Origin of the sequence: Methanosarcina flavescens (genome assembly GCF_001304615.2) — an archaeon.
Taxonomy (GTDB): Archaea; Halobacteriota; Methanosarcinia; order Methanosarcinales; family Methanosarcinaceae; genus Methanosarcina; species Methanosarcina flavescens.
The window spans coordinates 868,980-885,527 of sequence record NZ_CP032683.1 but is presented as its reverse complement, the minus strand read 5'-3'; the positions used below and the strand labels follow the sequence as shown (position 1 = coordinate 885,527).

At 42.6% G+C, this 16,548-nt stretch carries 12 protein-coding genes; 1 reads left to right on the top strand and 11 read right to left on the bottom strand.

What is annotated here, in order from left to right:
• Positions 1 to 345: 345 nt before the first annotated feature.
• From cobT to AOB57_RS03810, 8 genes are all read right to left on the bottom strand, one after another.
• Positions 346 to 1,395, bottom strand: a complete 1,050-nt coding sequence (cobT, locus tag AOB57_RS03845; protein ID WP_054299115.1) for a nicotinate mononucleotide-dependent phosphoribosyltransferase CobT — start codon at positions 1,393 to 1,395, stop codon at positions 346 to 348.
• Between the two features lie 792 nt (positions 1,396 to 2,187).
• Positions 2,188 to 3,630, bottom strand: a complete 1,443-nt coding sequence (gene proS, locus AOB57_RS03840; RefSeq protein WP_054299114.1) for a proline--tRNA ligase — start codon at positions 3,628 to 3,630, stop codon at positions 2,188 to 2,190.
• Between the two features lie 643 nt (positions 3,631 to 4,273).
• Positions 4,274 to 4,918 (bottom strand): ZPR1 zinc finger domain-containing protein, encoded by a 645-nt coding sequence (locus AOB57_RS03835; protein WP_054299113.1) that lies wholly within the window; start codon positions 4,916 to 4,918, stop codon positions 4,274 to 4,276.
• Positions 4,915 to 5,298: a cell division protein SepF gene (locus tag AOB57_RS03830; protein WP_054299112.1), complete on the bottom strand. Its 384-nt coding sequence runs from the start codon at positions 5,296 to 5,298 to the stop codon at positions 4,915 to 4,917. The genes AOB57_RS03835 and AOB57_RS03830 overlap by 4 nt, the downstream gene beginning before the upstream one ends.
• A gap of 176 nt (positions 5,299 to 5,474) precedes the next feature.
• Complete coding sequence (locus AOB57_RS03825; RefSeq protein ID WP_054299111.1) at positions 5,475 to 5,960, bottom strand: RNA-binding protein; 486 nt, start codon at positions 5,958 to 5,960, stop codon at positions 5,475 to 5,477.
• 148 nt (positions 5,961 to 6,108) lie between these two features.
• Positions 6,109 to 7,269 (bottom strand): MFS transporter, encoded by a 1,161-nt coding sequence (locus AOB57_RS03820; RefSeq protein WP_226999628.1) that lies wholly within the window; start codon positions 7,267 to 7,269, stop codon positions 6,109 to 6,111.
• A 142-nt stretch (positions 7,270 to 7,411) separates the two neighbouring features.
• Positions 7,412 to 8,539 (bottom strand): MFS transporter, encoded by a 1,128-nt coding sequence (locus AOB57_RS03815; protein ID WP_054299109.1) that lies wholly within the window; start codon positions 8,537 to 8,539, stop codon positions 7,412 to 7,414.
• A gap of 701 nt (positions 8,540 to 9,240) precedes the next feature.
• Complete coding sequence (locus AOB57_RS03810; RefSeq protein ID WP_226999627.1) at positions 9,241 to 9,489, bottom strand: hypothetical protein; 249 nt, start codon at positions 9,487 to 9,489, stop codon at positions 9,241 to 9,243.
• Positions 9,490 to 10,448: 959 nt separating this feature from the next.
• Here AOB57_RS03810 and AOB57_RS03805 point away from each other — a divergent pair.
• Positions 10,449 to 12,482: a sodium-translocating pyrophosphatase gene (locus AOB57_RS03805; RefSeq protein ID WP_054300104.1), complete on the top strand. Its 2,034-nt coding sequence runs from the start codon at positions 10,449 to 10,451 to the stop codon at positions 12,480 to 12,482.
• Between the two features lie 297 nt (positions 12,483 to 12,779).
• Here AOB57_RS03805 and AOB57_RS03800 read toward each other — a convergent pair whose 3' ends face one another.
• The 3 genes from AOB57_RS03800 to ftsZ all read right to left on the bottom strand — a co-directional run bounded on the left by AOB57_RS03800 (position 12,780) and on the right by ftsZ (position 16,062).
• The gene (locus tag AOB57_RS03800; protein ID WP_054300103.1) at positions 12,780 to 13,238 is read right to left on the bottom strand and encodes a hypothetical protein; all 459 of its coding nucleotides are present in this window, start codon (positions 13,236 to 13,238) and stop codon (positions 12,780 to 12,782) included.
• A gap of 36 nt (positions 13,239 to 13,274) precedes the next feature.
• Positions 13,275 to 14,756 (bottom strand): dihydropteroate synthase-like protein, encoded by a 1,482-nt coding sequence (locus AOB57_RS03795; protein ID WP_054300102.1) that lies wholly within the window; start codon positions 14,754 to 14,756, stop codon positions 13,275 to 13,277.
• A gap of 124 nt (positions 14,757 to 14,880) precedes the next feature.
• Positions 14,881 to 16,062 carry a cell division protein FtsZ gene (gene ftsZ, locus AOB57_RS03790; protein WP_054300101.1) on the bottom strand — a complete coding sequence of 394 codons (1,182 nt, stop codon included), beginning with the start codon at positions 16,060 to 16,062 and terminating at the stop codon, positions 14,881 to 14,883.
• Positions 16,063 to 16,548 lie beyond the last annotated feature (486 nt).

Below are 16,548 nucleotides of genomic sequence, written 5' to 3'. Positions count from 1 at the left end.
GGTCTGACCTGGGAGAAAGGAGTTTAATGTTAGAGAAGTTGAGGAAAATTAGCTTTTAAAGAGTGCTAATGGCTCATAATCAGTTTTTAATCTCTAATAATTTTACTTCTTATTCTATTTTTGCTTATTATTCTTTCTCTATTTGTTATGTGAGAGCAACCGCTTATTTTCGTTGTTTTAAACTTTATAGCCGATATGACGCTTTCAAGCTGAAAAAGAGATAAAAGTATTCCTTAAAATTGCTTATTTGAATAAAAAGTAAAAATAAATTGGTTTTGTTAAACAAGCATATTCTTTTGTATAATCTTTTAAAACCAGTCAGAGAACGTATAAGGAAGCTGTTTCTCAGTGCCCTGCTTTGAGCAGTTTGCATACGCTTTCTACTTCTGCCCTAAAATCTTCCTGGGTGATTCCGTAAAGACCTGCAAGGTACATGGCGCCACCAGCACCTGCACCCTCCTTGATTGTACCTGTCTCATACTTGTGTAGCCCTTTGAGCTCAGATTTTCCAAACCCGGGATCCGCAACATATACCACGGGTACGCCAAGCGCTCTAGTAAGTTCGGTAAAGCTCGCGGATTTATCTTCCACAACATAGCGGGTAGTGGCAATTGCCAGCTTTTCCGTATTTAAACCAAGGTGCTTGATCAGGGCGTACACTGCTGCCATCTGGGTTCCTCCTGCAAGCACTACACTGACATCAGTGCCCTGGAAGCCTGCAACAAGACCTACAACAGCAGGCATCATCGGATCTCCCATGCAGGCAATAGCTTTCATGGGATCATCCTTCAGGCAGCCAAAGGTCAGGCCTGAGGCTTTCATGCCTTCTTCAACAACCCGTTTTTTCAGTTCGAGAGGATTCTCATCGGCACTGCTGCTGACACTTCCGTTATATCCAAGGGCCGTTAAAACTCCCATAGCCGTTGTTGTACCGCCAGGAATACTTTCCCCGATAACCACGTGGTCTACCTGGTTTCTGAGCCTTTTGGCGAGGAACTTTGCCCGCTCGTAGATTCCCTGTACATCCCTGACCGCAATTGGTTCCCTTATGTCTTCCCCAGGTTTGGCCTTCAGGTCAATACACGGTACTTCCGGAGTTACAATAAGGCCGGAGTTAATGAAATGATAGGGAACATCCGTGAGCTTCAGCGCTGAGCGAGTCATAATCGCAGGAGTAGGTGTATCGTAAGGGGGAGTCATGGGGAGAACGGGCACACTGATAATATTTCCTGTCTCCATAAGTTCCGCATCTCCTGCAGGTGTATAGTCCGTAAGTTCAGCCGTTTTTCCTGCAGCTGAGAGCTTCGGGATATGTGCGGTTTTGGTATTGGAAAGCACGCATAAGAACATCGGTCTTCTTGGTTTTTTGGTTACTTCCGGTTCGATCCAGGCCATATAGTATCTCCTTAATGAATAAAGTGCAAATTAGTCCCGAAACCGTTGAGCGGCAACCCTTTTACGAAAAGGCTTGACCGAAACCGTTGCGCTACAACCCTTTTCAAAAAAGGCTTGACCGAAAATGCTGTTTTTGATCAAACTTTTTCTTAAAAAGTTTGTGTTTATCACCAAGCGTTGCGCCGCTTGACCACGTCGACCACGTTGTTTTAGTTAAAGTATGGTTTTTGATCAAACTTTTTCTGAAAAAGTTTGCGATAAAACCTTTTCTCAAAAGGTTTTTGGTCAAACTTCTCGTAAAAAGTTTATGTTTATCACGCCGGGTAAGTTTTCGGGATAAGGTTCTCAGATTTAAAAGTTTGCTGTTTTCGCTCAAGCCTTTTTTCAAAAGGCGTGTGTTCAAACTTTTTTGAAAAAGTTTGCGGTAAAACCTTTTTTGAAAAAGCTTGCAGTCAAGCTCTTTTTTGAAAAAGTTTGTGAGATAAATAAAGCAATTCTTCCTGAATTCTAATGAGAATTCTTCAACCTACTATTTAATATTTATCCACCAACAAATATAATTTAATATTACTCAAGTTAAATTTACTTTATCTCTCTTTCTTTTCGAACTCAAGCACTTAGCCAAGGAAAATTTTGAATTAAAGATCGGTTGAGTAAACTCCTGAATTTAACTCGGTATTTACAGCCTTTCGGGTTAATTCAGGCTGTAAGATCTGTAAAGTAAAAAAGAAAAATGAAAGCTGGGGCAGATTAGTAGTCGGCTCTCTTGGTTATGCAGGACAGTTTTTAGCTTTAGTATGTCCTTGCTACGTACACGCGAGTTTCGGTTTCTCCGCCGCAGCCAGGGCACTTTTCTTTCCGTCTGTTTTTCTGTTCAAGAGGAATTCCCAGGATACCTGCACCTATCCTGTCTTCCATAACAAGCCCGCATTCTTTATTTCCACACCAGGGGATTGTTGCAACACCTTCCTGGATTTTCTCCTTTACTTCTTCCAGTTCCGTACATTCAAATATGCGGTTTTCAAGTTCGGTTTCTGCCTTTTGATAGAGGCTTTCGTGGATGGCTTCGAATCTTGAGCATACGGATGCCTCGATTTCATGGAGCGGTATCTGCTCTTTCTCTCCGGTGTCTCTCCTGACAGCCACAGCGATATTGTTTTGCAGGTCTCGGGGTCCGATTTCAAGCCTCAGGGGCACTCCCTTCATTTCCCATTTATAGTACTTTGCTCCGGGGCGGAGGTCACTTGCATCGATTTCAACTCTGATGCCAGCTTTCTTCAAGCGTTCCTGCACATCCCTGCAGGCTGCGAGCACTTCTTCCGCTCCCTTCTTGAAGATAATCGGGATAATTACAACCTGCACAGGTGCGATTTCCGGGGGCAAAACCAGCCCTTTATCGTCTCCATGAATGGATATTGTAGCTGCAATCGATCTCTCTGAAATCCCGTAACAGGTCTGGTGGGCATAAAGCTGCTCTCCGTCAGGTGCTTCATACTTAATGTCGAAAGTTTTTGCAAAATTGTCTCCCAGGTGGTGAGCCGTACCTATCTGAAGGGTTTTTCCGTCAGGCATTACGGCGTCAATAGCATCGGTGTAATCCGCACCCGGGAATTTATCCCAATCAGGTCTTCTTGACCGGAGCACAGGGATTCCAAGCCTGCGGTATATCTCGGTATAGAGCCTGATAGCTTCTTTAACCTGAGCTTCCGCATCTTCCCAGGTAGCGTGTACGGTATGGGCTTCTTTAAAAGAAGTAATCTCCCTGAGCCTTATAAGGGGGCGAGTATGCTTTGTTTCGTAACGGAAAGTGTTGACTATCTGGTAGAGTTTGAGAGGGAAATCTGCATGAGACCTGACCCACATTTTGTACATCGGGTAAATGGCAGTTTCACTTGTTGGGCGAAGGGCAAGAGGGATATCTAGCAGATCTCTTCCTCCGTGAGTTACCCAGTATACCTCATCCTCAAAGCCTTTGATATGTTCGGCTTCTTTCATGAACTCGTTTTCGGGGATAAGTAGTGGAAAAAGAGCTTCCTGGTGCCCGCTGTTGTCAAGGATTTCCCTTATAATATTGTAAGTATTCCTGCGAATCGCAAAGCCGAAGGGATACCAGACATAGAGCCCTTTTACAGGATAGCGGACATCCATTATTTCGGCCATCCACAGAAGTTCGTTATACCATTCGCTAAATTCCTCTTTTGGAGGGAGTGCTGCTTCTTTTTCGCTTTCTGCCATACCTTCACCGTGTTATCGAAATTTGAATAAACCTTAAATTCTTAGGCTTACCAAAATAAATTTTGAGTACATCAAATAGCTGTCAACTTCATTTGAAATTCTAAATTAGTGAGATAAATCCTTATGGGTTAAATATATCCTTAATTGGGCTAAATACATCTTTAATTGGGTTAAATACATCCTTAAATTGGGTTAAATACATCCTTAAATTGGGTTAAATACATCCTTAAATTGGGTTAAATACATCCTTAAATTGATTGAATAAACTCTTGAATGGTTAAATAATTTCTTAAGCCAACTAAATTACTTCTAAACTTTCAAACTTTAAGATATGCGAGTTCCTGCTTTACGTTCTAAATGCCAATTGTAATCTTTTTGATTAAACACACAGTTCATCGGGCTAATTTAAAGGTTTGCCTTCAGATAGGTACGATTTCTGCAGCCGTGCTTTCTCTTCGGAAATTCTGTATAAAGACTTTTCCAGACCGGCACATACTTGAGATATGCGGATTTTAATTATGCGGCATCCTCATTGAAATTGCCTGCATAGCCCTGGTATGCCTGCCTTTATTGGAATAAAAGTTAATAACTATATTGGAAATCCCCGGAATTTGTCAGGCTGTGAAAAATCAGAAAAAAGGAATTAGTCTCCTCCGAGGGGCTGAACATTATCTGAAACATCATGTGCGAGTTCGGATTTATCAACATCGAAAACGATCATGCCGGTGTTTAGCTTCTCGGCTTCTTCTTTGGAGAGCTTGACAGCTTTAACTTTCTTTGAGATAATTGCGCTGTTTCCAAGGGGATCTTCGATTATGACTGTGATTTTTCTTTTGCCCTGGATCACTTCTTCGAGCATACACAGGAGTTCCTTGCTGCGCGAGGTTTTCTCTTCGTCTCCCTGTACCCACCTGCTAGCGGTCATAAGGACATCCCTGACCCGGTGCAGTACACCTTCTATGTTCGTTACGTAAGACTCTGAAACCGATCCGGGTTCGATAGTAACCCCCATTTCCGGGATGCGGATTGTTCCTGAGGTTGAACGGATGACCCTTGCATCTAGGTCTTCCCAGTTTTCGACTGGCATCTCATAGCGCATGGGTTCCTTACTCGAGAGTATCATGGTATCTGCAAAACGGAAACTGCATTGGCACCTTGCACTGACATGCATGATCTCTCCGAAATAGGGAATATTATCTCTCTGCCAGTTCATCACAAGATCTCTCTGGCACAGAGGACAGCAGATACTTGTTTTAAACTCTTCCTGTTTTAAAAAATCCGGATTCAATATTTTCCACCAGTTATTTTGGATCTGTCGATTTTAATGCCTGTTGGGGTCACTATCACGGTATTTCCTTTGACACCGGCGATATCCCCGTGAACATCGACAACAACATCTTTCAATTCTTTTAATACTCTGTCTCTTAACAGGTCATCGCCCCTGATATTCGAAATGTCTACCATCAGGATATTTCCGTTATAAATTTCCTGCTTTAGCTGGGACACCTGGTTGAGATTTGAGACTTCTGCGATCTTTACATAGGTTTCTGCAGGCTCATCCTCGAGAACTTCTTCATACTTGCTGAGATCAATTTCAGTATAATCCTCAGGGTTTGTTGGACCTTTATTAACATTGCTGCCAAGGAGCTTGTCTATGAGTTTTGCCATTTTGTGCACACCTTTCGTATTTTTTAAAATTCGAATAGCACTGTCCTATATTGAGATCTATATTAATTAATTTTGCTATTATAAAGCTGGTCCTGATTTTCTTTTTGTCTCAGAAAGTTTTCGCTCCCTGCCCACGGGTTTCGTTTAATAAAAATATGTTTTGTTTTATGAGGCTATTAGAATTCCATGTTCCAGAGTTTATCTCCTACATGGGTTATTGATTTTATAGCTTTACCTGAAGTGGCTTCGGCCATTTCCTGCCCTCCCATAAGGGCTTTTCCGATTGCAAGAGCTTTTTTGTGAGTCTCTTCCACTATAATTACCAGGTCTCCTTCTTTTATCTCGGGGTCGGCAGCTACGATTCCCGGAGCCATTATATCCGCACCGTTTGAAACGAAACGGACAGCTCCTTTATCCACGGTTACAACACGTTTTTGAAGTCCCATTTCAAGAGCTCCGCGAACGGTAGGGAAAAGATGTCCTTCAATTTCGAAAAGCAAAGGCTTGCCATCCACAAGGATAATAGAGTGTTCTTCAAGTGTAATTCTCTCCAGGATTTTGTTTTCCATTCCTGATATTTCCTCGCCGAAAGTGGATACAAGGTCTTTCAACATTTTGTTTTTGACACTCTTCCTCAGCTGAACTCTTGACTTTACTTTCAATTAATCACCGGATTTCAAATGTTATGTGTTGTTTATAGCATAGGGTTTTTGTGCTTTTTAAAGCTTGTGTGGAACGTTATGGATTTCTTAGATAATTCCTCTTTCCTCTGTATTTTTCGCATTTTTAATCAGACATTTTCAGGGTATTTTACTCAAGTTCTACAAAGAGCATTGCAAGCAATACAAAGGCACTTCCGAGAAACACAGCCTCATAACCAAAAGGCTCCAGGAAAAAGCTTCCGAAAATAGGGCCCAGCCCGAGCCCGGCATAAATTCCGGTATTGAAAAGACCCATTGCAAAGCCGCTTGGACTGATTCTGGAAACTGCCATAATCAACCCTACGACTGCAGTCCCTCCTCCTGCACCCATCAGGAAGAAAGCAAGTAAGGGCAGCTTTACTGACAGGAAGATACCTGCTGATGCAAGGACTATTCCTGCCTTTACTATGTTTTTTGAATTAACAGCTATCCTGCCTGCAATCAGGGAACTCAACATTGCAGCCAGATAAGAAGCTGAGATTGCCAGCCCAAGTTCGGGTTTTGTCAGGAAGCCAGCACTGTAATCAGCATAGTTTGCAGTTAGCAGACCCATAGCTCCATAAAGAAGCACTGTAATTCCCCAGATTCTCCCGAAATCGGTTTTAAGCAGGCTTTCTCTAGTTTTTTCCAGGTAGCTTCTTATCTCGTGGAGTAATGAGAGATCCTGCTGATTTCTTGCAGGATTTCTATTTTCAGGCAGCGTAAATTTCTTCCCTATTCTATTCGGAACAAGCAGTTCTCCAGCTTCTGATATGAGGAGAATACAGGAAAGGACTGCCAGGAAAGTGAAGCTAATTATTGCAGTTTTAATTCCAAAACCGGCAAGTAATCCTGAGAATAAAACGCCTGCAGCCAGCCCGGCGTTTAGTAAGAAATTAAATTCTCCAAGGCTTTGCTGGCTGTCTTCCCATTCTGCAATTATAGAGAAAGCTGCAGGGAAAAAAGCCCCACATCCTACTCCCTCCAAGAATCTTGAGATCCCAAGAATCCACTGGTTGTCTGAGAATGCGATAAAGGATCCTGTAAAAACAGTCAGCAGCATTCCAAATCTTAACACCTTTAGGTTTCCTACACGGTCTGCCAGGATTCCAAGGGGTACAAGGGCAAGCAGAGCTCCCATAAAATATCCTGAAAATATAAAGGTTGAAATAGCAGAACTTCCACTATTTCCTCCGGCAAGCTCCGGTAGAACAGGGATTACTGCATTTGAAAGACCCTGAAGTGCAAAAACTGAAGAATAGAGTGCTGGCTTTTTAAGGTTCATAGACATTTTGATTTTGTGTGTTCAGCCCTGTACTGGTTTTGTACTTGATACTTACCTTTTTCCTGGTTTTTCAGTTTATCCTTGTTTCAAGAATAAAGCTATTGGGTGCTTATGGGTGTAAAACTGGGCAATGCCTGCTGAGAGTATCTCATTCCCTGAGCATAAGGGTGCCTGCCAGGATACATCCATTTACGATAAATAGTTTCTCAAAACTCATAACGTCTGTAAAAAGCCCTGCAATAATCGGAGCAAGAGAGAGCCCTGCATAAATAGTTGTGTTAAAAAGCCCCATTGCAAGACCCCTGTCAGCATTCATTCTGGCGACAGCCAGTGCAAAACCCACTGTTGCGACTCCAGATCCTCCTCCAAGGCTTGAGAATCCAAACAGAGGATATTTTATTGCAGAAAGGACTCCAAGCGTGGAAAATCCTATCCCGATTCGAATTAAGTTTTTTTCCTTTACCTTAAAATGCCCTCCAAGCAGGGAGGCAACCATTGCACAGACATAAAGGCTGGAAATTGAGATCCCAAGCTGGGCTTTTGTTATAGTGCCGAGGCTATAATCTGGATAGTAAGCTACAAGCACTCCAATGGCTCCGTTAAGCAGGAAAGAACTGAGCCAGAGACCTGAGTTCCCACGATTCAGGAGCTCCTTAATTTCCCTATAGGGCTTTCTGAAAAGGTCAGAATTTTCTGGGACCTTAAATATATTTTCTTTCCCTTCGCTCTCAGGGTCAACCAGCCCTCTGTACTTGGAAATCAGATAAATGGTCAAAAGGAAAGCAAAGACTGTAAAGATAACAATTGCTCCTTTAAGGTATGTATCTGCCAGCATCCCTGAGAGAAAGGCTCCTGCTGCCAGGCCGGCATTAAAAAGAAAAACAAACTCCCCTATATAGCGCCCCGGATTCCTGAGTTTCGATAACACTGTAAAGGCGGCAGGTAAAAAAGCTCCACAGGCAAAACCTTCTATCAATCTTGCAATCAAAAGGATCCATAGGTTTTCGGAGAGCAGAATAATCAATCCTGAGATGGCTGTTAGAATGATACCCAGTCCTATAAACTTTAAACTTCCTAACCTGTCCGCGAGAATCCCAAATGGAAGCATTGTACCCAGGGCTCCAAGGAAATAGGCTGAAAAGAGCATGCTTGAGGCAAATCCTCCAGAGTAGCGGTTACTCAGGTCCGCAAGCTCCGGAAGGATAGGGATTACAGCATTAGAGAGCCCCATTATCGTAAAAGCCGCTCCATAAATCAAAAGCCTGTGAAGGTTCATAGCACTAAAAACCCTTAATTAAGTATATAGTTTCTTGTCACAGCAGCTCCTAAAATCTGTCTCCCTGATGCTAAAATAGCTCTGACAAACCTTTAAAGGCTTTATTCAACTATTGACAAGATTTCTATCTTTTACATATTTTTATCTATACTAAGAAAATTAGGCCTGTTTCCAAACATTGCTTGCTACTGAAATATGACGCTTTTATTATAATAATCCGGATAGAATGCATAGCTATTTATATAATTAGTTTGAATAGGGATAATTGTGAGTAATGTGAGCGGGAAACTTTTTTTCACATACCATACCCCCCACTCCCCATATGACCCCCCCCCACTCCCCAACCCGCTCACACTACTTCTACTTATAATCTAATAATTAGAATTAGAAATCCTTTTCTTACTTTTTCAGGCTTTCAGCTCACTATTCTTTCTAATTTCAGTACTCTTTCTCAAACTTCAGTGCTAATTCTTTAGCCTTCGAGTTCTCTTTTCAGCCTCTGGTAATGAAGAAATAACATCTTAAAGACTTATTCTTACAGTATTAAGAGAAGCTCAATGCCTGCACGAGATTTCAAACTTCTTTCGCTTAGAAGAAACCCTTGCCTATCAGAAGATTCCCGTATGATATAATATTCTCAATCTGCATTTTTATGTGGAGAAAGCCTTACAACATCCGGTATTGTAAGGTTTGGTTCCTTATTATTCTTGATCGGCGGTCGGCTCCTTCAATACTTCTTTGCTGGGACTCTTATTATCCCGTAGAGGGATTCTCATTCCGTAGAATGAGCGCCAGACAAAGAATAGCGTAACCACAAGGAACACGCCGCCTACATAGAGAGCCATATTCCGGAATGACTCCGAGATAGCAGTCTCCATTGCCAGCAGGCCAAACAGGGTAGTAAACTTGATAATCGGGTTCTTCAAAATCAAAATCGTCTTTGTTGTCAAAGCGTGCCTGGCTGAGAACTCTATTGATGTAGAACGAGCATATGGAAGTAAGTATCATAAGTATGCGCATGGCAAAAATCCAGGTAAGCAGGATTATTCCAAAGACTATTTCATCAGATCAGAGCCGATATCTGCGATCTTGGTAATATTCTGCCGGCAATACGTAAGGCACTGGCTTCGAGGGATTCTCCGGCTGCAAAACCTATAAATTAATTTTTAATTATTGAAGCCTTATTTCAACAAAAAGCTTAGACAGTTGTTATTTATATAGCTCTTTGCCCGTTTTCCATCGATAATCTCTGGTTATTTTACAGCAATCCTTCTTTTTTATTAATAGTATATGTTTTCTGCCAGAAGAAACACAAACCAGATACGAAATTCGTAGTTTATTACTCAGGCAATATAATGAGCTGGTACTATATAATAAAAGATAAGAGCTTGTCAAGAACCAATTCTGGAGATCTTATCTTTTAATGAATTTATTCCACTTTTTTTCAGTTAAATTCCGATAAATTATAAAGATATCGGTAAAAATCCGATAGAAAAAGGAAATTTCAGTTGTAAAATGTGTTTTTTTAGTTATTTATATACTAAATCGGCAAGGTAATAAGTTTCCGGGTTCCTGGAAAGTGTTGTAGAAAAACGAAGTTTTTTATTCTGATTCTATAACAATAACTCTCCAACGAGCACATTGGTAGAAAAAAGACTAAAGAAACGTTATTTATAAAATTAGTTGCGTATTACTGTGAAAGTAGATTTATATATGATAACTGTAACTACGTGTGTGCTCATATCGAAAAATGAGAACCATTCAGAAGTTGAAATGGGCGGTTTCTGCAGATTTCGATTAAAATATTAGCATGAGTTTACAAAGACTAATCAACTATTATAAAAAAGTACTTCGAGTATCCGACATCAAAAATAATTTTTGTGATGTTTTCCGGAGGAAGGTTAAATTTATGGATGTGTTAATCTACCTTGCACCGATATGTGCCGTTATTGGTTTGATTTTTGCAGGAATATCCTATAAAAATGTCCAAAAAGAAGGCGAAGGTAACGATGTTATCAAAAAAATTACTGCGGCAATTCATCATGGCGCCATGGTTTATCTTAACAGACAATACCGTGCAATTGCTGTATTCGTCGCTTTGTTTTCAGTTCTAATTGCATTAGTTCTTCCAAATGGGATTCTCACTGCAATATGCTTTGTCTTCGGGGCAGTGTTTTCTGCAGTAGCCGGGTATGTAGGGATGCTTACAGCTACTATAGCTAATGGCAGAACAACAAATGCTGCTACAAGAGGCATTGGACCAGCATTCAAAGTTTCGTTTGCATCAGGCACGGTTATGGGAATGAGCGTTGTGGGTCTTGGCCTGCTCGGACTATCTGCTTCATTTATAGTTATTGCAACCTATTATACAGATCTCGATTATACTACCATTATGAATATCGTTGCAGGCTTTTCACTCGGAGCTTCTTCCATTGCTCTATTTGCGCGCGTAGGTGGCGGAATATTTACCAAGGCTGCGGATGTTGGGGCTGACCTTGTAGGTAAGGTGGAAGCCGGAATTCCTGAAGACGATCCGAGAAATCCTGCTGTAATTGCTGACAATGTGGGCGACAACGTAGGAGACATTGCGGGCATGGGAGCCGATCTCTATGAGTCCTATGTCGGTTCGATCGTAGCGACAATGCTCCTTGCAGCCTCAACCGCAGCAGCAACTTTTCCCGGCGTTCCAATTGAGAATGTAATCCTGGTTCCACTGTTGATTTCGGCTGTTGGAATTCTTGCATCCGTTGCAGGTACTTTTTTTGTACGCACTAACAAGACCGAGGCATCTGCAATTCATATGGCATTTAATATAGGACTGATTGCAGCAATCGTGCTTACAGTTATTGCCTCATATTTCGTGACATCTCAGCTTCTCGGAGATTACGGATTAAAGGTCTTCTTTGCAAGTGTTGCAGGGCTTGTTTCCGGGTTCCTTATCGGGCAGATTACCGAGTACTATACCTCGTATGAAAAAAAGCCTACCCGTACTGTTGCAGATTCCTGTCAAACCGGTGCAGCTACGAATATTATAACAGGTTTTGCAAAAGGGATGGAGTCGACCGTCTGGCCTGTTGTCATCATCAGCGCTACAATCTATATTGCATACACGCTTTCCGGCCTCTACGGCATAGCCATTGCAGCCGTTGGAATGCTTGCCACTCTCGGGATTTCGCTGTCGGTTGATGCATACGGTCCAGTGGCTGATAACGCTGGTGGGATTGCTGAGATGTCTCACCAGAAAAAAGAGGTACGTGAGATTACCGATACACTTGATGCGGTAGGAAATACGACTGCAGCTATCGGCAAAGGCTTTGCTATAGGTTCAGCAGCCCTTACGGCACTTGCCCTCTTCTCTTCATACGGCATTGCAGTAAATCTCGCTGCTATCGATGTTATGAGCCCTGATGTATTCATCGGGCTTACCATCGGTGCAATGCTACCTTTCCTCTTCTCATCAATGACCATTCTGGCTGTAGGAAATGCGGCAGGAGAAGTCGTGATGGAAGTTAGGAGACAGTTTAGGGAGATTAAAGGCCTTATGGAAGGCAAAGCTGACCCTGACTACAGTAAATGTATCACAATCTCAACGCACTCTGCCTTGAAAGAGATGATCGGACCCGGCGTACTCGCAGTTGTTTCACCTCTTGCTGTTGGACTCATAATCGGTCCTGGCGCACTTGGAGGATTGCTCGCAGGTTCTGTAGTCTCAGGTTTTGCGCTTGCGATTACAATGTCCAATGCAGGCGGTTCGTGGGATAACGCAAAGAAATTTATTGAAACCGGAAATTTCGGCGGAAAAGGTTCGGACGCTCATAAGGCAGGTGTAACAGGCGATACTGTCGGAGATCCTTTTAAGGATACAGCAGGTCCGTCAATCAACATTCTCATAAAACTCATGAGCATTGTGGCGGTTGTGTTTGCACCTCTGTTTATCGTCTGATATCCACTTTTCCTTTTTTTCTATTTTTTGATCTTTTTCTTTTTGATTTTCTCTTTTTTTACTAGTTAGGTTAGTTCTTCAAAGTTAGCAGTGTTTAATCTATCAGAGAAGTATTTAATCTACCTTATATCTAACAGGAATACGCTTTCCTATTTGAAGGAAATCCATTAAAAACCTTTCGTTTCAAAGACGTCTATATCGAATGTTCAGATCCGGTTAATTGGGAATTGGGAATAACAGGAATAGTGAAAATTAATAAGAAATAAAAAGGCTAAAGCTTGAACAGGTCAGGAGAGCTCAGTTAACTCCCCTTACCTGCAGTAGCTGGAACTCGATTTCATCCGGGACCGTGGCGAGGAAAATAAAAGTATTGTATCCGAGTCTCTGAACTTCTTTAATCGCACTTGCCTGAGCTTCGGTTAAATCCCTCGAGTCGCTTACAATACAGAAAGATTTCCTGTTTCCTGTGTTGACAAGGAAATTAAAGGCAGTTCCATGTGTATTCAGGAAGGCAACGAGATTTTTGAGTTCTTCCCAGGAATTGCACATGTGAATATTCTTGGAGCCCATGTTTTCCACATACCAGTCCCTGCTCACATAAGAGTAGGAAGCATACTGCTCGTTCAGCTCATCGTAAGCTTTGAGGATTTTATTAGCATCTTTCCTCAAGTTTACCCATTTCCAGCTTTGCATTGTGAAATAGCGGGCTGCCACTATCTCAAAGATTGCCTGCTTATCATCATTCTCGAGTCTCATTTTTTCACGTCCCTATTTTTTCTACATGTCTTATGCTCAGAACACATCGTCCTGTGCATAGCTTCTATTAAACTGCAGGGCAAGTTCGGCTTTTTCCAGTTCCCTTCCCAGATATGCGGCATGATCCAGGCGGGAGACCAGTTCAAGTTCAAGCAGGGTGTCCATAACTTCCCTGGCGTTTTTTCCCACGACTGAAGCTTTCTCGTGTTCGGCTACAATTAATCCGCCTCTTCCGCTTATGCTATCCGGTACTGTACGGATGCGTATAGGACCTGCAGGGTCTATACGCCAGCCTTTTGAAAGCCTAGCCTGGATCGCATTTTCGGGAAGTGGAAAATCAGGCCGTCGGCGTTTCTCTTTAATGCAGAGGAGGTCAAGCCCGAGGTCTTTTGGAGAACTTTCCCTTATGCTGGAAAGCATCATCATTTCCGATGCCCTTTTCAATTCCCTTATAGAGCCCTGTGCTTTATCGCTGAACTCCGGGGTGAAAAGAATGCTTGCTCCGGCTTCTGCTCCTATACCACAGAGCGTGGCATTGACTCCTATTGTATCCACATCCATAAGTTCAGTGACATTGCCGACTCCAAGAAACACGGGAATCTCAGGATACATTCTGTGAAATTTATAATAGCGTACAATGGATTCAGTTATGTTATGACCTACTGGATCAAGAACGGGATCGGCTATAATTTTCTCGATTCCAAGCCTGCGGGCAGCTTCCACATTCTTGATAAGGCTCTCAAGGCTCCTTTCTTCATCCGGGATTATAACAGCTGCAATCCCTGCCCTGGCAACGATGGGGCCGGCTGTCTCAAGATTCGTGCTGTTGAGGCTAAGGACAAGGTCTGTTCCTGCTTCTACTCCTTCTTTTATCAATTCAGGGTCAAGGGTATCTATGCTTATTGGGGCCTCTGTAAAGGATTTTGCAATGGATACGGCTTTTTTAGCCTGCATCGGAGAGGTATTGAGGGTAGCCCCAAGATCGATTATGTCTGCTCCCCGGGCGATAAAAGCTTCGATTTTTGCCTGGAGTTCCAGAGCATCCATCTCCATAGCTCCTACAATCTCTCCCATCACCTTCATGCGAGCCTTTCCCCCGATTTTCACACCTCTTAGTGTAAGGGGCGAGAGAGCTTCTTCTTCAGTTTTCTTTATTAATTCAAGAGCCATCTCCTTTCGGACATCAGCAAGGAGTTCACAGGCAGGGACTTTTTCGGAAAACTCGATTTCTCCGGCAAACTGGAGTACAAATCCAAGGTCATAGGCATGCTTTGGCCCAAGCCTGATTTTACACCCCAGTTCCTCAGAAACTTTTGAAAAATCTCCTGCTACAAGCCCCGGAAGTAAGATAAGATCATAATTTTTCGAAAGGCCAGCTTCCTGAAATGCTTTAATCAGTCTTTTAGGGGTGATAAAGGCGGCAATATCAATGTCGGCGACGAGGATGTCAGCTTTTTCACCGACTGCTTTACTGACGGTATTTTCCGCAAGCCGCCCAGTTGCAATCAAAATTTTCATGTTTTTAGATAGAAGCGCTAATAAAAAAGAGTATCTGTTTGAAACGCGTGGGTTAAAAATTATCAGGGAATGAAAAGCCCGAACTTTTCAGCTTTGAGAACCCGGGCTTTTATCTGAGCCTGACTTAATTTATAAAATCAATGATGGATTCGTCATGCTTTTTTCTAAGAACTCCTGTGCTATTCCTTAACCGGTCTCCAGGTGTCATTTTTCCGAACCTTCTTTCCTGCATGAAGTCGGCTTCGGTTCTAGGTTCAAGGATTCCGGCTCCTGCCTGAGGACCTAGGATCTGGGCTGACTGAACCCCCGTCATGATAGCCATTACCCTTACCTTACCTTCATAGTCCTCCCTGATCCTTGCGCCCCAGATGACATTGGCGCTTGGGGAGAGTTCGTAGGTAAGCATGGATGCGATTTCCTCAGCTTCCTTGAGGCTCAGATCAGGCCCGCCAGTTACATGGACAAGGCTTCCGGTTGCGCCCTTGTAGTCAACATCAAGCAGGGGGTGGTTTAAGGCAGTCCGCACTACCTCAGTGCTTTTGTCCTGGCTTTTTGACTCACCTACAAGCATAACTGCAACGCCGCCACAGCTCATTATAGTCCTGATATCGGCGTAGTCAAGGTTTATCAGGGAGGGTACTGTGATTGTCTCTGTAATTCCCTTTACGGTCTCGGCAATCAGCTGATCCATTACGGAAAAAGCCTGGTCTATAGGAAGGTTTGGTACGTAATTGAGTAGCCTGTTATTGTCCAGAACAATTACGGTGTCAGCTGCCCTGCGGAGGTCCTCAAGACCTTCTTCGGCTTTGAAAATCCGGGCTCTCTCAACCCTGAACGGACTGGATACCATTCCTACAACAATTGCTCCCTGTTCCTTTGCAACTTCGGCAACTACAGGGGCAACTCCTGTCCCGGTACCTCCGCCTAAACCTGCGGTGATGAATACAAGGTCAACGTCCTTTAAAACTTCTTCAAGGGTGCCCCTCGCAAGCTCCGCAGCTTTTTTTCCTGTCTCAGGGTAACCGCCTGCTCCCAGTCCTCGTGTAAGGGTTTTCCCAACGAGGATTTTCTTGTCAGCTCTTACATTATCAAGGTGCTGCTTATCGGTATTGATACAGACTGTTTCTGCGCCTTCTATTCCTATGTTATAGAGACGGTTTACTGTGTTATTCCCGGCACCTCCGCATCCTACAATCATGATTCTTGGTTGCCCGAATTCTTCGAAGTCATCATCAGAAGAGGAATTCTTCCGATATTCCTTCTCTTTTTCGCTGAATTTCATTGCTTCCTGTACTATAGATTGCAATTCTATCCCCTCGACTGGATTTGTATCCAATGGTTACATTTGACTTCCCACCCTTTACACCGGGGGTCACATACCTTTCAATGCTCTGAGTGGAGTTATGAGATAACCTTCAAAACCTACCAAAGATTTTTCATACGTTATCTTTAATAAGTTGACACTCTGGTGAATTTAAATATTTCGGACATATTTAAACGTCAATTTTAAATTGTTTATTAAGTTTAAATATATCACCCATAAATCTCATATATTCACTCTCTTACTTCTTTATCATTAAATTCTTAAAGATGAAGGGTTGGGAGCGGCCAAAATGTTTATATATATCAACTTAATTTTTTATCGAAAGTTTTATTTCCTGCAGCAAAGCTCTCCTGATTATCCAAGTCAGGGCAATTTTCTATCTCTTATCTTTATTCTTTTGATGCCACGTCTCACTTCAGGCACTAAGACTGCAATCCTGTGATTTGTTTTTGATAAAACTTTCGATCT